The 21967-nt window shown below is 71.5% G+C and carries 16 protein-coding genes; 10 read left to right on the top strand and 6 right to left on the bottom strand.

Annotation, left to right across the window (positions count from 1 at the left end):
* The first annotated feature begins 4 nt into the window (after window positions 1–4).
* From LXM64_RS12995 to LXM64_RS12975, 5 genes are all read left to right on the top strand, one after another.
* Window positions 5–1630, top strand: coding sequence for a DUF1090 domain-containing protein (locus LXM64_RS12995; RefSeq protein WP_234073559.1), 1626 nt, complete (start codon window positions 5–7; stop codon window positions 1628–1630).
* Window positions 1627–2352 carry an ABC transporter ATP-binding protein gene (locus LXM64_RS12990; RefSeq protein WP_234073558.1) on the top strand — a complete coding sequence of 242 codons (726 nt, stop codon included), beginning with the start codon at window positions 1627–1629 and terminating at the stop codon, window positions 2350–2352. The genes LXM64_RS12995 and LXM64_RS12990 overlap by 4 nt, the downstream gene beginning before the upstream one ends.
* Window positions 2349–3632 (top strand): ABC transporter permease, encoded by a 1284-nt coding sequence (locus LXM64_RS12985; protein WP_234073557.1) that lies wholly within the window; start codon window positions 2349–2351, stop codon window positions 3630–3632. The genes LXM64_RS12990 and LXM64_RS12985 overlap by 4 nt, the downstream gene beginning before the upstream one ends.
* Before the next feature lie 388 nt (window positions 3633–4020).
* The gene (locus LXM64_RS12980) at window positions 4021–4596 is read left to right on the top strand and encodes a phosphoribosyltransferase family protein (RefSeq protein WP_234073556.1); all 576 of its coding nucleotides are present in this window, start codon (window positions 4021–4023) and stop codon (window positions 4594–4596) included.
* Entirely contained in the window at window positions 4593–5891 is a 1299-nt protein-coding gene (locus tag LXM64_RS12975; protein ID WP_234073555.1) for an amidohydrolase family protein, read from the top strand. The genes LXM64_RS12980 and LXM64_RS12975 overlap by 4 nt, the downstream gene beginning before the upstream one ends.
* A 40-nt stretch (window positions 5892–5931) precedes the next feature.
* Here LXM64_RS12975 and LXM64_RS12970 read toward each other — a convergent pair whose 3' ends face one another.
* Window positions 5932–6396 (bottom strand): pyridoxamine 5'-phosphate oxidase family protein, encoded by a 465-nt coding sequence (locus LXM64_RS12970; protein WP_234073554.1) that lies wholly within the window; start codon window positions 6394–6396, stop codon window positions 5932–5934.
* 158 nt (window positions 6397–6554) lie between these two features.
* On the opposite strand from LXM64_RS12970, the gene LXM64_RS12965 reads away from it, so the two are divergent.
* The 3 genes from LXM64_RS12965 (at window position 6555) to LXM64_RS12955 (ending at window position 8820) form a co-directional block, all read left to right on the top strand.
* Window positions 6555–6770 carry a DUF2945 domain-containing protein gene (locus LXM64_RS12965; RefSeq protein WP_234073553.1) on the top strand — a complete coding sequence of 72 codons (216 nt, stop codon included), beginning with the start codon at window positions 6555–6557 and terminating at the stop codon, window positions 6768–6770.
* A gap of 45 nt (window positions 6771–6815) precedes the next feature.
* Window positions 6816–8135 carry a PAS domain-containing sensor histidine kinase gene (locus LXM64_RS12960; protein ID WP_234073552.1) on the top strand — a complete coding sequence of 440 codons (1320 nt, stop codon included), beginning with the start codon at window positions 6816–6818 and terminating at the stop codon, window positions 8133–8135.
* Window positions 8136–8265: 130 nt separating this feature from the next.
* Complete coding sequence (locus LXM64_RS12955) at window positions 8266–8820, top strand: flavin reductase family protein (RefSeq protein ID WP_234073551.1); 555 nt, start codon at window positions 8266–8268, stop codon at window positions 8818–8820.
* Window positions 8821–9259: 439 nt separating this feature from the next.
* On the opposite strand, the gene LXM64_RS12950 is transcribed toward LXM64_RS12955, so the two are convergent.
* Window positions 9260–9520: a hypothetical protein gene (locus tag LXM64_RS12950; protein ID WP_137419029.1), complete on the bottom strand. Its 261-nt coding sequence runs from the start codon at window positions 9518–9520 to the stop codon at window positions 9260–9262.
* Window positions 9521–9624: 104 nt separating this feature from the next.
* Entirely contained in the window at window positions 9625–10221 is a 597-nt protein-coding gene (locus LXM64_RS12945; RefSeq protein WP_234073550.1) for a low molecular weight phosphatase family protein, read from the bottom strand.
* A 47-nt stretch (window positions 10222–10268) separates the two neighbouring features.
* Here LXM64_RS12945 and LXM64_RS12940 point away from each other — a divergent pair, with 47 nt between their 5' ends.
* A complete protein-coding gene (locus LXM64_RS12940) occupies window positions 10269–11216 on the top strand; it encodes a CPBP family intramembrane glutamic endopeptidase (protein ID WP_234073549.1) in 948 nt (315 codons plus the stop codon).
* Window positions 11217–11493: 277 nt separating this feature from the next.
* Here LXM64_RS12940 and LXM64_RS12935 read toward each other — a convergent pair whose 3' ends face one another.
* The 3 genes from LXM64_RS12935 to LXM64_RS12925 are packed head-to-tail and all read right to left on the bottom strand — an operon-like array spanning window position 11494 to window position 14755.
* On the bottom strand, window positions 11494–12678 hold the full coding sequence (locus tag LXM64_RS12935; RefSeq protein ID WP_234073548.1) for a Dyp-type peroxidase: 1185 nt from the start codon (window positions 12676–12678) through the stop codon (window positions 11494–11496).
* Window positions 12675–13451 carry a hypothetical protein gene (locus LXM64_RS12930; RefSeq protein ID WP_234073547.1) on the bottom strand — a complete coding sequence of 259 codons (777 nt, stop codon included), beginning with the start codon at window positions 13449–13451 and terminating at the stop codon, window positions 12675–12677. The genes LXM64_RS12935 and LXM64_RS12930 overlap by 4 nt, the downstream gene beginning before the upstream one ends.
* Window positions 13448–14755, bottom strand: a complete 1308-nt coding sequence (locus LXM64_RS12925) for a right-handed parallel beta-helix repeat-containing protein (protein ID WP_234073546.1) — start codon at window positions 14753–14755, stop codon at window positions 13448–13450. The genes LXM64_RS12930 and LXM64_RS12925 overlap by 4 nt, the downstream gene beginning before the upstream one ends.
* A gap of 199 nt (window positions 14756–14954) precedes the next feature.
* Between LXM64_RS12925 and LXM64_RS12920 the strand changes: the two genes are divergently transcribed.
* On the top strand, window positions 14955–21818 hold the full coding sequence (locus LXM64_RS12920; protein WP_234073545.1) for an SdrD B-like domain-containing protein: 6864 nt from the start codon (window positions 14955–14957) through the stop codon (window positions 21816–21818).
* The last annotated feature ends 149 nt before the right edge of the window (window positions 21819–21967 follow it).

Genomic DNA, 21967 nt, shown 5'->3' with positions numbered 1-21967 from the left:
CGAGGTGGCGCGAAAGGACCTCGATCCCGCCTCCGACGACGCCTCGGACGACTCCGCGCTCACGCGCGAGCTGCTCGGCGAGGACGCGGCCGCGGCCGCGACCGACGCGGAGGATGCGGGAGGTGCCCGTGGGCGCTTCGCCGCCCTGCGCGGGTGGGGGCGCGTGTTCCGCGGCAACCGTCCGCTGTGGATCACCTCCGCCGTCGCGGTGGCGAGCCTCGTGATCGGACTGCTCGTGGGGACGTTCGTCGTCTCACCGGTGGAGGCCGCATCCCGCGCCGACGCGCCGGAGCCCGGACTCATCACGGTTCCGGTGGAGTTCGGCGAGCTGAGCAACGACGTGACGATCCGAGCCGATGTCGGCTATGCGGACGCGGTCGAGGTGACCATCGACACGGCCACCCTGTCGGGGCCCGCCGTCGTCACCGGTCAGGTGCCCGAGGTGGGCACCGAGCTGAACGCGCTGTCGATCGCGCTGGAGGTCGCGGGGCGTCCCGTGATCGTGCTGCCCGGCGACCTGCCCGCGTATCGGAGCCTGCGCTTCGGCGTCTCGGGGCCCGATGTCGTGCAGCTCAAGAACGCGCTGCGCAGCGTCGGCATCGACGGCGGAGACCCCGCCTCGAACGTGTTCGACGCCCAGACATCCGCCGGCATCACGGCGCTGTACGCCGCCGTCGGCTACCCGGCGCCCTCCGGGGATGAGGGGGCCGCCCAGGCCGTGAGCGCCGCCGAAGCCGGCGTGCGCTCGGCCCAGCAGGCGGTCGCCGCGGCGCAGGCAGATCTGCGCAAGGCGCAGTCGGGAGCCGATCCTGTCGCGATCAAGCAGGCGGACAACGAGGTGGCGGCGGCGCAGCGCGCGGTGAACGATGCGATCGCCAAGGGGAACGCATCCGAGATCGCCGCGGCACAGGATCAGCTCGCGCTGACTCAGCTGCAGCGTCAGCAGTTGGATGCGCCCGCGGACACCTCCGCGCAGCGCGCGGCCATCGACGCCGCGAACGTTCAGGTGCAGCAGGCGCAGCAGGATCTGCAGCGTGCGCGCGAGGATTCCATGGCCTTCCTGCCCTCGTCCGAGGTGCTGTACCTGACGGGCCTGCCGCGTCGTGTCGATACGGTCAACGTCACCCGCGGCGCGGTGCTGCAGGGCGCCGCGATGACCGTCTCCGGCGCCACCGTGCGCCTCACCGGGTCGGCGGGCGAAGCGGATGCGGCCCTGTTGCAGGTGGGCGGCGAGGCGAGCTTCGAGCTGCCCGACGGAACGCCCCACCGCGCTGTCATCACCGCTCTCGCCCCCAGCACCAGCAAGGACTCGTCGGGGCGCTGGTCGATCGAGCTGGAGCCCGACCCGCTGACGCCCGAGCAGATCCAGCAGATGCAGGGATCCAACGTGCGCGTCGCGATCCCCGTGGGCGCGACCGAGGGCGAGGTCCTCTCGGTGCCGGTCGCCGCCCTGACGGCGGGGCCCGGCGGCGAGGCGCGGGTCGAGGTCGTCGAAGGCGACCCCCGCGACCCCGACGCGAAGACCCGCCTGGTCACCGTGAAGACGGGCCTCGCCGCCAGCGGCGCGGTGGAGATCTCGCCGCTCGAGGGCGCCGTCGGCGAGGGCGACCTGGTCGTGGTCGGACGATGACTCAGACCACGGTCGTGACGGATGCGGCCGGGATCGACTCGGGCTCGGCGGCGCCGCTCGTGCAGCTGCGCGATGTCACCCGGTCCTTCCCCGGCCCTCCGGAGGTGCAGGCGCTGAAGGGGATCAACCTCACGGTCGAGCGGGGCGACTACGTCTCCATCGTCGGTCCCAGCGGCTCCGGAAAGTCCACGATGCTGAGCATCCTGGGCCTGCTCGACCGACCGAGCGTCGGGGAGTACCACCTCGACGGCGTGCTCACCGCATCCCTCGACGAGGACAGCAGAGCCGCCGTCCGGGCGCGCCGGATCGGGTTCGTGTTCCAGGCCTTCCACCTCATGTCGCGGCGTACCGTGCTCGACAACGTGCTGATGCCGATGCTCTACAGCGGCGTGCCGCGCGGTGAGCGCGAGGATCGTGCGCGTGCCGCGCTCGACCGGGTGGGGCTGGGCGGACGCACCGGCTTCCTGCCGGGGCTGCTCTCCGGCGGTGAGCGCCAGCGCGTGGCCGTGGCGCGCGCGGTCGTCAGTCGGCCGAGCCTGCTGCTCGCCGACGAGCCCACGGGCAACCTCGACCGCCGCACCTCCGACGAGGTCATGGACCTCTTCGACGAGCTCCGCGCCGACGGGCTCACCCTCATCGTCATCACGCACGACGACGCCGTCGCCGCGCGGGCGAGCCGCCGTGTGCGGATCGCCGACGGCCGCCTGAGCGAGGTGGCATGAGACGCCACCGTGCCGCCGCCCGGGAGCGCGTCGACCTCAGCGCGCTGGTGCCGCCCACGCCCCGTGCCGACCGCTTCACGTCGCAGGACCTCGTCGCCGAGGCGACCGCCGACATCGGTTCGCGCCCCGCGCGGCTCATCATGACCATCGCAGGCACCGTGCTCGGCATCGGCGCCCTCGTCGCGACCCTCGGGTTCGCGCAGACGGCCGCGGGTCAGATCGCTCGCCAGTTCGATCAGGCGGCGGCCACACGTGTGGAGATCACGCCGGCCGAGGCACGCACGCAGTCCGGCGCCTCCGTCGCCACCGCGCGCCTGCCCTGGGACGGCGCCGAGCGCGTCGAGCGACTCGCGGGCGTGGTCGCCGCAGCGACCCTCGCCGAGGTGACGCTTCCGGCGGGCTCCGCGATCACCGCGGTGCCCGTGTACGACCCCTCTGCCGCATCCTCGGCACCCGCTCCGGTCGTCGCCGCATCCTCGGGTCTGCTCGATGCGCTGGGTGGCCGGGTCGTCGAGGGGCGCATGTTCGACGGCGGGCACGATGTGCGCGGCGACCGCGTCGCGGTGCTCGGGGCGCGGGAGGCGGACCGGCTCGCCATCAATCGCGTCGACAGCCAGCCCTCGATCTTCATCGACGGGCTGGCGTATGCCGTCATCGGCATCGTCGACTCCTTCGAGCGGCGCGCGGACCTGCAGGACGCGGTCATCATCCCGGTCGGCACCGCGCGCGCCGACTTCTCGCTGGCGGCTCCCGGCAGCATCCAGGCACGCGTCGTCGTGGGGGCGGGGCCGCAGATCGGCGAGCAGGCCCCGCTCGCCCTGGCCCCCGACGCCCCGGACCAGATCAAGGTGGCCGCTCCCAGCGGACGCAGTGACCTGAGCCAGAACGTGCAGGCCGACGTGAACGTCGTCTTCATCGCGCTCGGTGTCATCGTGCTCCTCGCGGGAGGGCTCGGCATCGCCAACGTCACCCTGCTCTCGGTGATGGAGCGCACGCCCGAGATCGGACTGCGGCGGGCGCTGGGCGCGACCCCGCGGCAGATCGCGGGGCAGTTCATCGCGGAGTCCGCGATCATCGGAATGCTCGGCGGGATCATGGGCTCGGCGGTGGCGGTGCTCTCGGTGGTCCTGGTCTCGGTGATCGCGGGGTGGAGTCCGGTGATCAACCCGCTGGTCGCCGTCGGTGGGGCCTTCCTCGGCGCCGTCGTGGGGCTCGCCGCCGGCTGGTTGCCTGCGCGGCGCGCCGCGCGCATCGAGCCCATCGCAGCCCTCCGCGGATGACTCGGGCCGCGAGCCCGATCCGCGTGCCGGTCGAGAGCGCCTGCGCCGTTCCCTGACTCGGGTGGGTGCGGCGTCGGGCGTGCCCGAACTCCTGCAGATGGGGCGGTCCGGGGCTGGATGCGGCTGCGGGTGCCGGTTCTGCAGGAGTTCGGGCTGCCGGGGGTGGGTGGCAGACGGCGGCACGCAGCCCGGGGTGCGGCCGGGGTCGCGTTCGGCATCCGTCCCCCGGGTGCGGCGTCGGGCGTGCCCGAACTCCTGCAGATGGGGCGCTTCGGGGCTGTATTCGGCTGCGGGTGGCGGTTCTGCAGGAGTTCGGGCACCGGGAAGGGGCGGGCGCGAGACCAGGGCACGAAACCGGGGCGACACACGCGCGGCGTAGCCTCCGGGCATGCCCGCAGACACCTACCTCGCTCAGGTCGGCAGCCAGCAGATCACGCTGCCGATCATCCCCGTCTCCGACGACCTGTCCATCGCGCTGATGATGGTGATCGATCACGGGGTGCGATTCGCCGAGACCGCCGGGCGCGAGCTGGCCGAGCACTTCGCGGATGCGGGCGTCGATGTCGTCGTGGCACCCGCGACGCTCGGGATCCCGGTCGCGATCGAGGTCACTCGCGCGCTCGGCCTCGACGACTACGTGATCCTGCAGAAGACCCGCAAGGTGCACCTCGGCGACGCGCTGGAGGAACCCGTGCACGCCATCACCAGCACGACGGGCGCTGCCCTGCTCCTGGACCGCGCGCGCCTTTCGGCGGTCGCGGGCAAGCGGGTGCTGTTCGTCGATGACGTGATCTCCAGCGGCTCCTCGTCGGGCGCCGCGCTGCGCCTGCTCGAGCGGGCGGGTGCCGAGATCGTCGGGATCGGTGCGCTCCTGGCCGAGGGGGAGGGGTGGCCTGCGGCGCTCGCGCCATACGAGGACCGCGTCGCGGTGCTCGGCCGCATTCCGGTGTTCCCGCGCACGTGAGCGTGGTCGACACCGTCATCGACGACGCCCTCGTCGTCACGATGGATGCGGCGCGGCGCGTCGCCCGGGGGTGGATCGCGATCCGCGACGGCATCGTCGATGCCGTGGGCGAGGGGCCCGCGCCGGCGGCGCGCGAGCGGATCGATGCCCGCGGCGGCATCGTGCACCCCGGGTTCGTCAGCGCACACACGCACTCCATGGATGCGGCCGCGGCCGGCTCGCTGGATGCGTCCGTGCCGTTCTTCGACTGGTTGTTCGGAACGTACTACCGCACCGTCCTCGCCCTCACCCCGGCGGATGCGGCGCATGCGGTGCGCAGCCTCGCGACTGATGCGGCGCGCGCCGGCATCACGACGGTGCTCGACTGCTGGGGCGTCGGCGACGTCGGCACGCGGCGCGCGGACGACGCCTTCGCGGCGAGCGCGAGGGCCGCGCGGGGGTCCGGGATCCGGTGGGTCCTGGCGCCGATGGTCTCCGACCGCCTCCCCGTGCAGTGGGACCCGTGGCTCGACGCCGCCGAACGTGCGGGTGGTTTCCGACGTGAGGCTCTTGTCGCCCCCACGGAGACGGCGCTGCGCTTCGCCGCGTCGGCGCTGGACGCCGGATCGGGGCGGGTGTCGGTGTTCGCCTGCACGGAACTGCCCGAGATGGCCTCCGACGCGCTGCTGGTGGGGTTGGGTGCTCTCGACGCGCCCGGCATGACCACGCACCTGTGCGCGTCCGAGGCGGGCGCGGCCGGCATCCCCGTTCACGCGGGAAGGCCCGAGCGGGCGGTCGCCCGCCTGCAGCGGCTGGGCTTGCTGGGTCCGAGCCTGGTCGGAGCCCACCTCAGCGCGACGGATCCGGACGACAGGGAGCTGCTGGCGGCTCACGGATGCGGCGGCGTGCACTGCGCGGCCTCCTCCATGTATTCCGGCGCCCACCGCAGCGCACTGGGGGAGCTGCGGGAGTCCGGCATCGTGGTGGGCCTCGGTCTCGACAATCGCAGCCTCAACACGCCCGCGGACATGGTCGCCGAGATGCGACACGCACTCGCCTTCGACCGGGCGGCCGGAACGGGCGCCGGGCGGGTCACCGCAGCCGAGCTGCTGGCTCACGCCACGATCGACGCGGCCCGGGTGCTGGGCATGTCTGACGTCATCGGCTCTCTCGAGCCGGGCAAGCGCGCCGACCTGGTCGTTCGCGCCGCCTCCGGCGGCCCGGCGATGTCGCCGGAGGCGCGGATCGTCCTGGCCTCCCGCGCAGACGACGTGCGGCTGGTGCTCGTGGACGGCGAGGCGGTGTTCGCGAGGTGACCCGTCGCGCCCGGACCCTCGAAGGCCCGGGCGCGATGCCTCAGAGCTCGACGGTCTCGTTCTCGCCTTCGACGCGGTGGCCGGTGAGGGCGGCGACGGCGCGGACGATCTTGCCGCCCGGCGCCGTCCAGTACTCCGCGCTGTCGGCGTGGAAGCGCAGGAGACCCGCAGCGGGGTCTGCCGGGCCGCCCTCGAACCAGGCGTCGACGGCGGGGCTCCACAGCTGCTCGAGCTTCGCCCGGTCATCGACCATCGCGGCCGTCCCCGACAACGACACCCACGTGTCGTCGCTGCTGAGCGACACATTCACGCGGGACTCGCGCGCGACGTTGACGGCGGCGGAGGTCACCGTGCCGACGATGAACCACAGGTCGCCGTCGAACTCCGCCTCCTGCACGGTGAGCGGGTGGGCCACGAGCTTGCCGTCGGCCTCGGTGGTGGTGACCATGGCGAACCGGAACTTCTTGATCAGACCGGCGAGCTCTTCGTGTGCGTTCTCGGACATGTCCGTCTCCTCCTCTGCGGATGCGTGTCGCCATCGTCACGCGCGTCGATCCGATCGGTCGAGGGCCCTCCTCGGCGAGAGCGGATGTGATACGCGTACGGAGTGGAGTGCTGTCAACCCGGCTGCGGGCGACGAGACGCCGACGCAACATGGACGACATGGGCGAGCGGCTGAGTGTGGGCGATCGAGTGAGCTGGAACACGTCCCAGGGGCGCACGCGTGGGCGGATCGTCGACACGCGTACCCGTGACTTCACCTTCGACGGACAGCACTTCACCGCCTCCGCCGAAGAACCCGCGTACATCGTCGCCTCGGAGAAGACCGGTGCCGAGGCGGCTCACAAGGGAGCGGCCCTACGCAGACTGACGTCGTGAGCCGTCGAGCGGATGCGGCGCGGGCATGTTTAGTGCAGAATCCAGATGACGCGTACCCGACGCGCCGAGCCGACGAGCGATGAACTGATCGACGTCCCGATGGGAGCCGATATCTCCGAGTCCGAATCCTCCGCCGCACCGTCGATCGACGAGGCGCCGGTCGCGGCCGCGCCCGCATCCGGTGTCGGCCTGCCCGTTCCCGTCACCGCCGTCCCCGCGGACGCCGCGACGGGCGCGCTCGTGCAGGACTGGACCGCGCAGGTCACCTCCGTGGCCATCGTGCACCTCGACGTCGAGGGCCGGGTCGTGGGGTGGAATCCGGGTGCCGAGAAGTTGAAGGGGTACACGCCCGAGGAGATCCTCGGTTCCTCCTTCACGCGCTTCTATCGCGAGGAGGACCAGCTGCGCGGCGTGCCGCTGCGCCTGCTCGCGATCGCCGCGACGCGGGGATCGGTCGAGGACAACGGCTGGCGGGTGCGTGCCGACGGCTCGCTGTTCTGGGCCCACGTCATCATCACGGCGCTGCGCGACGACGCGGGTGAGGTCGCCGGTTTCGTGAAGATCGTCTCCGATCTCACGGCCGCCAAACAGCGGGAGGATGCGGAGCTCGACTTCCTGCGAGCCTTCGCGCACGACTTCCTCTCGCCCATCACCGCCCTGCGCGGCTACGTGGACCTCATGGCCGAGCCCGGTGGCGCCACGGTCGCCGCGGTCGAACGCATCTCCGCCGTCACCGACCACCTCGCCACGATGATCCAGGACCTGTCCGCGCGGCTCGTGCCCTCCCGCCCGCGCCAGGCGCGGAGCCGAGCGGATGCCTCCGTCACGGTGCGGGAGGCGGCCGAGCTGGTGCTCCCCGGTGACGCGTACGGACGCATCCGCTATCGATCGCCGCGCTCGGTCGCGGTGCAGGCGGACCCGGTGGCGCTGCGGCGCGCGATCGCGAATCTCGTCGACAACGCGGCGAAGTACAGCGAGGGACCCATCGAGATATCGGTGGAGGTGGACGGTTCCCAGGCGCGCATCGCGATCTCGGATCGTGGACGCGGTATCGCCCCGGAGGACCTCGAGCGCATCTTCGACCCCCTCGAACGCGGTCGGCTGTCGAACCCGGACGACGGCGGAACCGGGATCGGACTGGCGAGCACGAAGGCGCTCATCGAACGCCAGGGCGGCGAGGTGCTGCTGTGCAGCACGGTGGGTGAGGGCACGACGGCCACGATCACGCTCCCCGTCGACGGCGACGGCGGACGCGCACCGGGCGACGCGCCCCGCTCGGCCGTGCGCGACATCCGAGCCGCCGGTGACCGGCACGCCGCCGGCGACGGCTCGGTACGCGACTACGCGGCGCGTCCCGCGGCGTGACGATAGCTGTCGGTAATCGAATGATCGTCGTCAGGTATCTTCACTCCCGCGTAAAACCCGCGTAACACCGGCTTCGTAGCGTGGCGGTGCGCCCGCGGACTGCGCTGGACGGGTGTGAAGGAGAGCCGCAATGACCTGGAACCACCCGTGGGCGCAGATCGTCCCCGGACCCGACGGAATCGCCCGTACCGTCCTTCCCGCAGCTCCCACGGATGCGGATGCGGTGCGCGACATGTTCGCGCAGCATCCCACCGGCATCGCGGCGATCTGTGCGCTCACGCCGGAGGGGCCGCAGGCGATGGTGGCGACCTCGTTCGCGCTCGGCATCTCGTTCGACCCGCCGCTCGTGCTCTTCTCCGCTCAGCAGTCCTCGCGCACGTGGCCGCTGATCTCCGGCGCCTCCCGCATCGGGGTCTCGGTGCTCGGTGAGGAGAACGCGGCGGCGGTGCGCACGCTCGCGTCGCGCGCGGGCGATCGGTTCGCCGGCCTCGTCACGGCGCAGACCGACGGCGGCGCGATCCTCATCGACGGCGCGCGCATGTGGCTCGAGTGCCGGGTGCACAGCGATGAGCCCCTCGGCGATCATCGGCTGGTCGTGCTGGAGGTGCTCGGCGGATCGAGCCACCGCGGCACGGCGCCGCTCGTCTATCACGACGGCGGTGTGGGGAGTCTGGCCGCATCCTGACGCCGCCCGCGGGCCGGTCGTCTCGCGGTGAGGGGGGCGATCGGCATCCCGAGCCCCGCCCGCCCCACCGCGACACGACCGGCTCGACATCGAACCACTCGGACCGCTGCGTCAGCGTCGAAACGCGGCGCAGCGGTCCGAGTGCGGGTGCAGATCGTGGCCGGTCCCGACGTCTGCGCTTGTGCGGGAACCGACGAACACGTCACGACACGGAAGGCGTGTCGGGGAGAGAGACCGCCAACCCACCGCAGGGGTCTGTCTCCACCGGCACCCGTGTCGCACTCTCTGCGTCCACGTGCCCTACTCAACTCCCTTTCGCGGCGCGGATCCGCGCCGCGGACCGTGAATAACGAAGGCGGGATGCGAGCGCCGTCAACCGCACCGAGGAAAGACGAGGGGCCGCGGCCGAACGGCCGCGGCCCCTCGTCTTTCAGGGGTCTCAGTAGCTGTTCATGTTCACCGCGGCGACGCCGGCGACGATGGCGATGATCCAGAGGATGACACCCAGGCCGAAGAGCACGGCGCCGATGATGATGCCGACGAGGGCGGGGGTGTTCTTGTAGCCGGCCTTCTTCGACTGGTTGAAGGCGATGGCAGAGATGATGAGTCCGATGACGTTGAAGAAGATCGCGACGACAAGGCCGACGACGCCGAGAGTCTTGCCCGGGTAGTCGACGCCGGGAGCGGGCTGCTGAGTCATGAAGAGTCCTTTTGCTCGAGACGGATTGACCGCACCACTCTGGCAGAAGTCTGGGAGTCAGCACAGAGCACTTGACACAAACGGGTGAAAACTCTCATGAAGTCTCACGTACGCGTCGCGAGGGCGAGCAGTCGTACCGTCTCCCCCAGTGCAGGCATCAGCTCGGACGCCATCTGCTCGTACACCTCCCACTCCCGCCGGTACGGGTCGACGACGTCGTCGAGCGAGGGATCGGCTGGTGCCTCGATCTCGCCGCGCACCGACACGAGGTGTGCGAGCAGCGCATCCAGCCGCGCGCGCGGGTCGGAACCCGCTGCGTCGGCCACCGAGCGGGCGTCTTCGTCGGACACGTGCGCGGCCAGGCGAGCGAGCTCGCGCACGGTGAAGGTGCGCCGGGTCGCCGCGGGAGCGAGCTCCACGGCCGCTCTGCGGTGCTCCCGCGTCATCGCCAGCACGAGTGCGGGGGTGCGCAGATGGCTCTCGTTCAGCCAGCGCGCGCGATGCGCACCGATCAGATCCTGCGGGACGCCGTACGCCTGGGCGAGCGCCGCCGCCTCGGGCGTCATGGGCTGGTCGACGAGTGCCTTCACTCCGGCGCTCGCGGCCGTGACGCCCACCCGGCCCAGTTCGTCGCGGAGGATCACCTCGGCGAACGGCGAGCGGCAGATGTTGCCGGTGCACACCGTCAGAACCTCGAGCATCGCGGGTGTCTCCTGTCCGCCGGGCCCTGCCCGGTAACCTGGCCCCTGTGAGCGATCCTACCGAGCCCGACCGCGGCGAGTCCGGCGCCTATCGTTCCTCGCGCTTCGAGCGCGCCTCGGACGGAGCCTGGACCGCTCGCCGTGAGGACGCAGCGGCGAGCGCAGGACGATTCGAGAACCTCGGTCTCGTCGAGGCGGAGATCGACGAGCAGCCGGAACCCGAGCGTCGTCCCCGCCGGCGCCGTCCACGCGCACCGCGTGTCTGGCTGCAGGGCGGCAGCACGACGCAGCGGTGGAGCTGGCTGCTGGTGGGCGGCGCACTCATGGGGCTCGGCGCCGGTCTGCTGATCGCGACGGCGGCGTCGACGCTGATCGGCGGAACGTTGGGCGGGTGGGTCGGCAGCCTCGTGCTCTGGGCCTCGATGATCGTGCCCGTCGTGATCGCCTACTCCCGCTCGGTGCCGCGGGGCCTCCTGCGCTTCCGGGCGACGGACCTGCTCTTCGGGCTGATCCTCGGACTCGGCCTGCGCGTCATCAGCGGCTGGTTCGAGCAGGCGGAGCGCGGCACCGCGCTCTGGCCTGCGCTGTCCACGACCAACGGCGGCCTCTCGGGTGTGGACTGGCTCGTCGACGCCGTCGTGCCCGTCGTCATCTCGCCCGTCGTGGAGGAGTTCTTCTTCCGCGGGTTCCTGCTGGTCGCGCTGTACACCGTGTTCCGTCGCCTCACGCGCTCGCCGTCCGTCGCCGGCGCGGGGGCGGCCCTGATCAGCACCGGTATCTTCCTGCTGCTCCACCAGTTCACGGGATCGCTGTCCGACGGCGCGGCCGGCGCCGCATCCATCGCGCTGTTCGGACTCGCGACGTCCGTGCTGGTGCTGGTGACCGGCAGATTCTGGGCGGCGCTCGTCGCCCACATCGTCTTCAACGGCTCGTTCGTCGCGCTCGCCGTCGTCGGCACCCTCGCGGGTCTGAACGGGGGGATCGTCGCGGCCTGAACGGGCCGGGGTGAAGCCGCGGGTGAAACCCGGCGCCGGGGTGTTCGCGGCACCGTGCGCCGAGGTTAGCGTCTGTTCACCCGATCCCGTCTGTCGGAGATCGACGCTCGGCCGTCGGTCTCCGACAGCGCCGCACCCTCACCGCCCGGAGGCCCCCATGCCCCGCTCCTCCCGCGCCGCTGTGCGCCTGGCCATGCTCGGTCTGACGCTCGTCCTCGCGGCGAGCGTCCTGCTCTGCGCGATCGCCGTCATGCGCGGCACCCTTCCGCTCTGACTCTCAGCGACCGAGGCTCGCGCCGAGGGCGCCGTCCGTCCGCCCCGGAACGATGAGGAACGACGCGGATGCGGTCGGCGTGGCGAACGTCATCAGATCGTCCGTCTCGTCGAGGCGATGCTGCGTGCGCACGAAATCGTCGAGCTCCCGCTGGAAGCACATGAACAGCAGGCCGTCGTCGGGCTCCTGCCCGGGGCCTGCGGCATTGCTGTACGCGTACCCGCGCCGGAGCATGAGCCGGCTGCCCGTGAACGAGGGGTGGGCCGCGCGCACGTGTGAGCGCGACGGCACGAGATAGCTGCCGTCCGGGCTCTTCGCCGTCAGGTCCGCCTCGGCCGTGGGGCCACCGCCGGACAGGGGATCGCCCGTGGTGCGCACGCGGCCGACGACCGCATCCTGCCGCTCGCCCGGCAGTGCGCCGAACCCGGCGGTGTCGAGTCGGAGGCGCCGGATGACCGCGATCGTCCCTCCGGCTGCCGGGCCGTCGGCGATCCAGACGTTCTCGTCGAGTTCGTCGCCTGTGTGCGGCACGATGATCCCGTCGTGGTACCCGAACGGATTGCGCACGATGGTGCCCTCGCCGGCGCCTCGGACGCAGGGCTGCGTCCACCGGCGGACGGCTCCGCCTGCGGCGGCGAGGACATCGGCGATGCTCGCGTGCAGAGCACCCGCATCCGACGCATAGGCCGAGATCAGCAGGTCCCCGCCGCGCATGTCGTCGGACAGTGACGCGTCGCTCGCGAAGCGCGGGAGCGTCGCCGCTCCCGGAAGCGACGTGTCGATCGCGGCGACCAGTCGAGGACCGAGGCCGATCGTGATCGTCAGGTCGCCGGGGCCGTCCGGCAGCACGATGCGCTCGGTGGCTGCGGGATCGGTGAGAGCGTCGATGCGATCGCCGAGCGATGCCAGCATCGCGAGCACCCCGTCCGCCGTGGTGATCTCGGGGGTGTCTGCGACGACCACCAGCCCGTTGCGCTGCGGCGTGGCCGGACGAGCGATGCCCGCCTGCGTGCGCCCCCGCGAGGGAACGGTTGCGCTTCCGGCCGTCGGAGCAGCATCGGGAACGGGCGCCGCGCTCTGCGCGAGCGCCCACCCGCCCGCGGCGCCGAGTGCCGCGCCACCGAGTCCGATACCGCCGCCCAGCAGCAGTGCGCGCCGGCTGAGCCCGGATGCGGGTGTCCCGCTCACGGCGTCGTTCCCGCCGCCGCGGTGAACACGTCGGGGAGCGAGACGCCGTCGGCATCCGCGAACGTGACGGTCGTCCACTCCGTGGCTCCACCCAGGCGCACATCGAGCCGGCGCAGGAGTGACGTGCTGTCGAGCCAGTAGCGGACGGTGGCTGCGGCGGGGTCGGCGGCGGGTGTCGCGGCGACCTGATCGCTCTCGGGCCCCGCGTAGACCGTCAGGGTCTCACCGTCGACCTCTCGCGTGCCGAGCCAGAGCGCTCCGCCCTGCTGCAGCAGCAGCGGGTTGTCCGGGCGATCGGCGCCGAGCTGCGCGATGACCGCCAGGAGGGCGTCGCGGCGGGAACCGCTGGGATCCAGTGCCCCGCCGGCCCACGCCGTGTCGAGTTGATCGGCGTCGGGGATGGGTAGCGGCGCGGGGCCGTCGCCGGCCTCCGGGGTCGCGGTCGAAGCCGGATGCGTGCCCGCGACCTGCGTGTTCCACAGCAGCAGCTGCGGATCGATGCTCTGCCACCGCCCGTAGCCGATGACCGAGGCGTAGTCGTACCAGCCGTCGAAGCGCGATTCGCTGCCCTTCTCGGTGAGCGAGAACGAGATCGCGCGGGCGCCGGTGTCCTGGTTGCGCAGCCGCATCGTCGCGAGGTCCTGGGCCTCCTCGCTCGTGAGCGGGCGCGCGTCGCCGGCGGCGAAGTCGTCGGAGGCCGCCGCGGTGCATCCGGAGAGGGTCGCGATCGCGACGGCGGCGACCACCAGTGCGGCGGTGAGACGGCCCCTCATCCGCGAGCCCCGGCGGCGAGCAGATCGGCCGCCGGAAGTGTATAGCGGCTGAGGTCGGGGGCGCCGAGGGAGGCGGGGAGCGAGCGCGCGGGGGCGTCGGGGTCGGGAAGCTGAGGCTGCGGCGGGGGCGGCGGCACGGCGCGGAAGCTGACGCCGGGCGGAGCGACGGACGAGGGAAGCTCCGCCGACGCCGCGGCCGGCTGATCCACGCCGCTCGCGCAATCCGCGGCGAGGGTCGCGGGCAGCACTGTGACAGCGGCGGCATCCACGCAGTTCCCCTGCGCGGGCGCGCGCGGACCCGAGATGTTCGCGGTGTCGACGCCGTTGGCCTCGAAGGCGTTGCCTGTGAAGACGTTGCCCTGCGCGCGCAGATCCTCTGTGCCCGCCAGCAGGATGCCCGCGCGCGCGTTGCCGGTGATGCGGTTGTCGCGGATGTCGTTGTCCGTGCCGCCGCTGATCCCGATCCCGATCCCGAACCCGCCGTCTGCCTGCACGGGGGAGGTGGGTTCGACGTTGTCCGAGACGAGGTTGCCGACGACGGTGTTGCCCGCCTGCGGGACGAAGGCCTCCTGGTAGTTGGAGATCAGCGTCAGACCGACGCGGTTGCGGCTGAAGCGGTTGCCCACGATGTACACGCTGTCGGAGGCGTTCGCGTTCTCGAAGCCGACGGCGTTGTTCTCGGCGATGTTGTCTCTGACGGTGATGTCGCAGTCCCGGCACTGCCCGACGTAGATCCCGCTGTCGGCGGAGCCGGACGCGTAGGAATTGGAGATGACGCCGTGCTGGGCGTCGAAGGCGTAGAGCCCGTACAGACCGTTGTTGTAGGCCGTGACGTGATCGATCGAGAAGCGCTGGACCGGGGGGAACTTCTCCGGGTCCAGGTGCGTGTATCCGCCGCCGCCGTGCGCCGTGGGCCCGTTCTCGTCGTGGAGTCCCGTGACGAGCACGCCGTAGAAGGTGGCTCCCGTCACCGTCAGGTTCTCGACGCTCACGCCGTCGGCGATCGCGACGATTCCGTAGGGACGCTGCCCCTCGCCGTCGACGACGGTGTCGTTGCGATCGAGGCCGCGCACGGTCACCCCCGGCTTGTCGATGAGGACCTGCTCCGGGTAGACGCCCGGGGAGACGAGGATGAGCCCGCCTTCGGCGACCCGCGCCACGGCCTCGGAGATCGTGGGCGCATCCGCCGGCACGGCGACCGTCTGAAGCGCCGCGGGCTCGGCGGCGCAGGCGGCGAGGGCGGATGCGGCCAGGGCGAGGGCAGCGAGAGCGGCCGCGAGACGGCCCCTCGAGGAAGCAGGCATGACCGGATACTAACCGTGCACGGCGCAGGTGCCTGCGTCGGCATCGGATGCGGGTGAAAGGGCGGGTGAAATACCCGGCTCACCCGGCTGGACGCTCGGTCCGAACGAGAGCCTGAGATGTCCTCCCTGCCCGAGGGAGGACATCCCCTGTTCTCGCACGCCCGCCCGAGACCGCCCAAGAGTCCGCCGGAGGATCGTCATGCCCACTGCCCTTGCCCGCCCTAGACACGCTCGCCGGCGCCTGCTCGGCGCGGCGATGGCATGGACGCTCGCCCTCACCGGCGCAGGCCTCGCCGCCGCGGCACCCGCATCCGCTGCGCCGCAGGACGAGGTGCGGGGAACCGTCTTCCGCGACTTCAACGGCAACGGCTTCTTCGACACCGGTAACGCCGCGGGAACGGGGCAGGCGAACGACCGCGGGCTCGCCGGCGTGACGGTCACCGTCGTCGACGGCGCCGGCACGCTGCTGGGCACGACGACCTCCGCTGCGGATGGCACCTACGCGATCGACGCATCGGACGCGCTGAGCTCCGACGTGCGCGTCGAGTTCTCCGACTGGCCCACCGCGTACGAGCCGAGTGGCACGAGCGCCGCGGGCACGAACGGCACGAGCGTGCAGTTCGCCAAGGTCGGCCAGTCCGGCGTCGACTTCGCCCTCAACCAGCCCGGCGACTACTCGCAGGCCAAGGCGCCGATCGTCACCTCCATCCAGCGGGCGGGCGCCCCGACAGCGGCGCAGGGCGGCTCGCCGGCAGCCATCAACGGAGCGGCGATCACGGCACTCCCGTACGAGGCGAGCTACCGGGGCGCGCAGCCGGCCGGGTTCGCGAACCTCACGACCCTCGCGACCTTCGGCGAGGTCGGTGCGGTCTCGAGCGTCGTCTATCAGCCGCAGTCCAACAGCGTGTTCGCCTTCGCGACCTACAAGCGCCAGAGCGGGCTCGGGTCTCTCGGTATCGGCGGCGTCTACCGGGTCAGCGATGTGCTCGGCGCCGACGGCAAGCCCTCGGCCGCCGGGTCTGTCACGCCGTGGCTCGATCTGACCGACCTGGGGATCGATCTCGGCACGGCCGCGACGAACGCCTCCCGCGGGCTCACCTCCGGGACGACGGCGACCCACGACGTCGACGGTTTCGAGAAGGCGGGCAAGATCGGCGTGGGCGGCGTCGCCCTCTCCGCCGACGGCTCGACCTTGTTCTTCATCAACCTCCACGACAAGAAGCTCTACGCGATCGACGTCTCCGACCCCTCCGTCACGCCGACCGGCTACACGTCCTGGGATCTGGGGCTCGGCGACGGCCAGCGTCCCTGGGCCGTGACGGTGCATGGCGGCTCGATCTATGTCGGCTACGTCGACTCCGGCGAGACCGCGTCCGGTCCGCGGCCCGGGCTCTCCGCCGCCGCGGCAGGCATGTCGCTTCACGTGCTCTCCACGCCCGCAGGTGCGCCGGGAACGTGGACCGAGGTGCTCTCCTCATCGCTCGGTTACGCCAAGGGCGACGTCGCGCTCGGCGCGCTGAGCACCCAGGCCAAGCGCTGGAACAGCTGGACCGACACGTGGACGTGGTCGGGCGGCTCGGTCAGCGAGGCGAACGGCGGCTGGCACATCTACCCCCAGCCGATCCTTTCGAGCATGTACTTCGATGACCAGGGCTACCTCAGCCTCGGACTGCTCGACCGCACGGCCGTCCAGGGCGGCAACCGCAACTGGGGCACCGTCAGCACGGGCTTCTACGAAACCGCTTCGGGCGGCGACCTGCTGATCGCCGCTCCCAACGGCGCGGGCTTCGTCATGGAGAACAACGGTGTCGTGGGCACCCGTACCGCGGCCGTGGGTGCGACGCCCGAGGGCCCGGGCGGACGCGAGTTCTACGACGACCGCCAGAACCTCGGCTCCGGCAGCTTCCACCACGAGACCTCGCTCGGCTCCGTCATCGGCATGCGTGGCACGGGTGAGGTCGTCGCGACGACCTACGACCCGCTCGGCGGGATCCGACTGGCAGGCCTCCAGTGGTTCAACCAGAGCAACGGCCGCTCCCTCTCCGGCTACGAGCAGACCGCCGACGGCGGAGGCAGCGCGTCGGCCGACGGGACATTCCAGAAGGGCGGCGGCCTCGGCGCCGTCTCTCTCGCCGCCCGGGAGGCGCCGGTCGAGATCGGCAACCGCGTGTGGTTCGATGCCGACCAGGACGGCATCCAGGATGCCGATGAGCCTTCGATCGAGGGGGTGACGGTCGAGCTGCGCGACAGCACGGGAACCGTCGTCGCCACGAAGGTCACGGACGAGAACGGCGAGTACTACTTCCGCTCCGACGCCGACGGCTTCGCGACCTCCGGCTCCTACACGGTGACGTTCGTGAAGCCCACCTCGGGCACCATGGACCTGCGCGGGCCCAACGCGACGAGCTTCGGTGCCGTGCGCTGGCAGGACGCGTCGTTCACGAAGACCGCCCAGGGCGGCGACCGGGCGATCGACTCCAACGCCGACGCATCCGGCCAAGCTTCGGTGACGATCGCAGGAGCCGGCTTCAACGACCACACGATCGACGCCGGATTCGTCGCGAACGTGCCGTTCACGGTCGAGAAGGACATCGACGCCTCGGGCGGTGCTGCCACTGACGGACAGGAGTTCACGATCGATCTCGCCGCACGCGACTTCCGCGGCGGATCCCTCTCGCCCCCGCTCACTCAGAACAGCGTGACCCTTGAAGCGGGTGAGGTCTCGGGCACGTTCACCGTGCCCGTCGGAACCCGCATCAAGCTCTCCGAGAGCGACGCCAAGGTGAAGTCGTACGTGGTGACCGGGGCCGGCGCGGCGGATGCCGACGGCTACCGTGCGCTCACGGGCACCGGCACGACCCTCGCGCTCGTCGTGACGAACACCCTGTTCGCGCCGGGCACGATCACGGTGACCAAGCAGGTCACGGGCGACTTCACGCTGGCCTCGGACCAGCTCGAGGACGCCGTCTTCACGGTCGCCTACTCCTCGGCCGCCGGCAGCGGAACGCTCGAACTGAAGAGTGCAGCCTGGAAGGCGACGAGCCTTCCGCTGCCCTACGGCACGGTGGTGACGCTGAGCGAGCCCACCATCACGGGCGCCGACCCGAGCGTCTCCTTCGCGACGCCCGCGTGGAGTTCCGGCGACAACGGCGACGGCACGGCCACCGTGACCGTCGGTGACGGCACCGACACCGCACTCACGCTCACCAACCCCTCGACACTGCTGACCGGTACGTTCTCGGTCACGAAGGACGTCACGGGGCCCGGAGAACCGCGGGTGCCCGCGGCGACGGCGTTCGTCGCGCAGTACTCCACCGACGGCGGCACGACCTGGATCGACCTCGCCGAGGTCACCGACGGCGAGACCGTCACGGGACCCGCGGCGCTGCCCACCGGATCGACGGTTCTGGTGCGCGAGAAGACACCGCCGACCCTGCCCGACGTGGCCTGGGGCGCGGTCGCCTTCTCCGGAACGGGTGTCGTGGACAACGGCGACGGCACCGCGACGGTGACCATCGGCAACGGCACGACCGTGCAGGTGACCATGCAGAACCCGACCACGCCGCTCAACGGCCAGTTCTCTGTGACGAAGGACGTGACGGGACCGGGTGCGACGCTCCTCGACCCCGGCACCACGTTCGACATCGACTACACCTGGTCGGGTGGTGACGGCACCCTCACCGTGCGCGACGGCGAGACGGCGACCTCGCCGGCCCTGCCGACCGGGACCGTCGTGACCGTGACCGAGGTCGCGCCGACGACGGGACTGCCTTCGGGCGCCGCCTGGGGCACGCCCACGCTCACGATCGGCGGCACGCCCGCTGCGAACGGGGCCACCCTCACGATCGGTGACGCCACGACCGTCGCCGTCGTGGTCACCAATCCCACCACCGTCACGCCCTCCGTCGAGATCCGCAAGGGAGACGGAGACCGGGCGACGGGCGCCATCGTCCACGAAGCCGACAGCGTCACGGACGGCCAGGCGTACAGCCCGGATGAGTCTCGCGCGGTCGTCTTCCGGCTCGTCAACACCGGTCCCGAGCCGCTGCGCAAGGTGGCACTCACCGACGCCACGGTCGCCGGAGGCGCCGTGACCCAGCTGAACTTCGCCTTCCCCGACGGATCGACGACGGCGGCGGACTACGACGCCGCCACGGGCGTCTGGACGGCCGAGTGGGCCAACACCTTCGCGCCGGGCACGACCGAGTGGGCCGTCGGCGACGTGATCGTCGGTACGGCCGTGCTGACCCCTGGCGTCGGTGACGGCGCGCACCAGAACGTCGCCACGGTGACGGCCGAGGGCGCGCTCTCCGGCCAGCCGGTCGACGACGAGAACGGCTACAACGCCTTCACGGGGGCGATCCAGGTGATCAAGTACGACGGCAACCTGCCCGACCCTGCGGTGAAGGACACGACCGGCAACTGGATCGTGCCGGCGAAGCCGCTGCTCTCGGCCGCGCAGGACGCGAACACCGAGGACACCGCGGTCACCTACCCGGTGCTCACGCCGCAGAAGGTGCGGTGGGTCGTCACCAACACGGGTGACACCTGGCTGACCGACCTCTCGCTGGTCGACCTCACCCAGGACGGTCCCGCCGTGGGCGACGACTGGACGGCGGACCTCTCCGGCATCGGCGGCCCCGCGGACTACTCGTTCACGAAGGACGGCAACTGGCAGGGGCTTCTCGCCCCCGGCGCCTCGTTCTTCGCCGAGGGCACGCTGACGCTGCCGGCATCGACCACGCACGCCGACCAGGTCACCGTGGTGGGAACGGTCGTGGTGCCCGAAGCGGATGCGGACGGCAAGCCGACCGATCAACCCGCCACCTCCGGCGGCACGCCGGTCACGGCGAAGCGCGACGACGGCACCCCCTTCACCGTGACCGACGAGGACCCGTTCCACGCCAAGACCGGGGTCGGCCCCATCGTCGACATCCAGAAGGGTGACGGATCGGGGACGGCCATCGCCCACGAAGCCGACACGATGACCGACGGCGAGGCGTACACGCCCGGAGAGACGCGCACGATCGTGTTCCGTTCCACCAACACCGGTGACGAGCCCCTCGTCTCGGTCGAGCTCGGCGACGTCACGATCGCAGGCGGTGCCGTGGTCTCGATGAGCTGGACCCTGCCCGACGGCACACCGCTGCCGGCGACGCAGGACCCCGCCACCGGTACCTGGTCCGCGTCGTGGGCAGGGCCATGGCAGCCCGGTGACGTGATCACCGGCACGGCATCGCTCACCCTGGGCACCGCCTCCGAGGTCCACGTGGACCGCGCGAGTGTCAACGCCGTCGGTCAGCTCTCCGGCATCCCGGTCACGGACTCGAACGACTACAACGCGTTCACGGGTGCGATCCAGGTGATCAAGTACGACGGCAACAAGCCCGACCCGGCCATCACCGACGACGCGGGAGCGTGGGTCACGCCCGCCAAGCCCCTGGCGGATCCCGCGCAGGACGCGAACGACGCCGACCACGCCGTCGAATACCCGGTCGGTGTGGCCGAGCCGGTGCGCTGGGTGGTCACCAACGCCGGAACGACCTGGATGACCGACATCACGCTGACGGACACGACGGATGCGGGTCCTGCCATCGGTTCCGACTGGACAGCCGACCTGTCGGCGTTCGGCGGACCGGCGGACTACTCGTTCGCCGAGAGCGGTCCGTGGCGGGGCCTGCTGCCGCCCGGCGCCTCGTTCTTCGCGCAGGGAACCCTGACCCTGCCCGCCGAGCAGTCCCACGCGGACACGGTCGACGTCGCCGGTACCGTCGTCATCCCCGCGGTCGCCGCCGACGGGGTGACCCCGAACGGCCAGCCGCTGATCGTGGACGGAGACGCCGTGCGCGCCACCGTGCCCGACCCGTCGGATCCGACCCAGCGCATCCCGTTCGTGCTGACCGATGACGACCCCTTCCACGCCCGTACGGGTGTCGGCCCCTATGTCGACATCGAGAAGGGTGACGGCGAGGGTACGACGATCGCGAACGACGCGGACACGATGGCGGACGGCCAGAACTACGAGAACGGCGAGACCCGCACGATCGTGCTGACCGTCACCAACACGGGCGATGAGGATCTGCACCGCGTGGTGCTGAGCGACGAGAACCTCTCGGGCGCCGGGATCCAGTCCCTCGTGTGGACGCTGCCCGACGGCTCGACGCTGCCTGCCACCCAGCAGGACTCCGGCTGGAGCGCGCGCTGGGAGCAGACGTTCTCGGGCGATGCGGTCTGGCGCCCGGGTGAGGTCATCACGGGATCCGCGACCCTCACGCTCGACGGGGGAGAACCTCATGTCGACCGCGCGGTGGTCGAGGCCGAGGGTGTCGCCAGCGGCATCCCGGTCACGGATCGTGACGACTACAACGCGTTCACGTCCGGCATCCAGGTCATCAAGTACGACGGTGACAAGGCCGATCCTGCGGTGAAGGACGCCTCGGGCGACTGGGTGGTGCCCACGAAGCCCCTCGTCGACGACGCCCAGGACGCGAACGACCGCGCTCACGCCGTGAAGTACAAGGCGGGCAGCGAGCACAAGGTGCGTTGGGTGGTCACGAACACGGGTTCGACGTGGCTGACCGCGATCGACCTGACCGACGTCACCGCGACCGGTCCCGACGTGGAGCGCTGGACCGCCGACCTGTCGGCGTTCGGCGGGCCGGCGGCGTACGACTTCGTCGCGAGCGGGACCTGGCACGGGATGATCCCGCCCGGTGCGTCCTTCTTCGCAGAGGGGACGCTGCGCCTCGGCGAAGGCGTCACCCACGCGGACACGGTCAGCGTCGGCGGAACTCCCCTCGTGCCTGCCGCCGACAGCGATGGCGTGCCCACCGGGCAGCCGCAGGTCGACGGGTCGGGCAAGCCCGTCCCGGTGACCGATGCGTCGGGAGCTCCCGTGCGACTGACCGACAGCGATCCGTTCCACGCCTACGCACCCGAAGCGCTGGCGATGACGGGACTGACCCTGTCGATCACGGGTGCGGTGCTCGCGGCACTGCTGCTCATGACGATCGGCCTGATGGTCGTGCTGGTCGGACGAGGACGACGCCGGGCCGGCGCCTGATCCCCGCGTCGTCACTCCGTCACGTGCGGGGTGGCGACGCGGAGCCGACATGCCGCACTCGGTGAGCGCACGCCCGCCCCTGTCCGCTGATGCGGACGGGGGCATCGGCGTGCCGCCGCCCGCCGTATCGGGCCGACGTCCGGGTGGCG

The organism is Microbacterium binotii (assembly GCF_021398715.1).
In the GTDB taxonomy this organism is placed as follows: domain Bacteria; phylum Actinomycetota; class Actinomycetes; order Actinomycetales; family Microbacteriaceae; genus Microbacterium; species Microbacterium binotii_A.
Note: the sequence above shows the minus strand (reverse complement) of the source record. Positions and strands in the feature narration are given on the sequence as shown.

Bases quoted from the DNA above. Each gene is read 5' to 3' on its own strand.
- LXM64_RS12990 (WP_234073558.1), top strand. From the start codon at position 1,627: ATGACTCAGACCACGGTCGTGACGGATGCGGCCGGGATCGACTCGGGC.
- LXM64_RS12985 (WP_234073557.1), top strand. From the start codon at position 2,349: ATGAGACGCCACCGTGCCGCCGCCCGGGAGCGCGTCGACCTCAGCGCG.
- LXM64_RS12980 (WP_234073556.1), top strand. From the start codon at position 4,021: ATGCCCGCAGACACCTACCTCGCTCAGGTCGGCAGCCAGCAGATCACG.
- LXM64_RS12970 (WP_234073554.1), bottom strand. From the start codon at position 6,396: ATGTCCGAGAACGCACACGAAGAGCTCGCCGGTCTGATCAAGAAGTTC.
- LXM64_RS12965 (WP_234073553.1), top strand. From the start codon at position 6,555: ATGGGCGAGCGGCTGAGTGTGGGCGATCGAGTGAGCTGGAACACGTCC.
- LXM64_RS12960 (WP_234073552.1), top strand. From the start codon at position 6,816: ATGACGCGTACCCGACGCGCCGAGCCGACGAGCGATGAACTGATCGAC.
- LXM64_RS12955 (WP_234073551.1), top strand. From the start codon at position 8,266: ATGACCTGGAACCACCCGTGGGCGCAGATCGTCCCCGGACCCGACGGA.
- LXM64_RS12950 (WP_137419029.1), bottom strand. From the start codon at position 9,520: ATGACTCAGCAGCCCGCTCCCGGCGTCGACTACCCGGGCAAGACTCTC.
- LXM64_RS12945 (WP_234073550.1), bottom strand. From the start codon at position 10,221: ATGCTCGAGGTTCTGACGGTGTGCACCGGCAACATCTGCCGCTCGCCG.
- LXM64_RS12930 (WP_234073547.1), bottom strand. From the start codon at position 13,451: ATGAGGGGCCGTCTCACCGCCGCACTGGTGGTCGCCGCCGTCGCGATC.
- LXM64_RS12925 (WP_234073546.1), bottom strand. From the start codon at position 14,755: ATGCCTGCTTCCTCGAGGGGCCGTCTCGCGGCCGCTCTCGCTGCCCTC.
- LXM64_RS12920 (WP_234073545.1), top strand. From the start codon at position 14,955: ATGCCCACTGCCCTTGCCCGCCCTAGACACGCTCGCCGGCGCCTGCTC.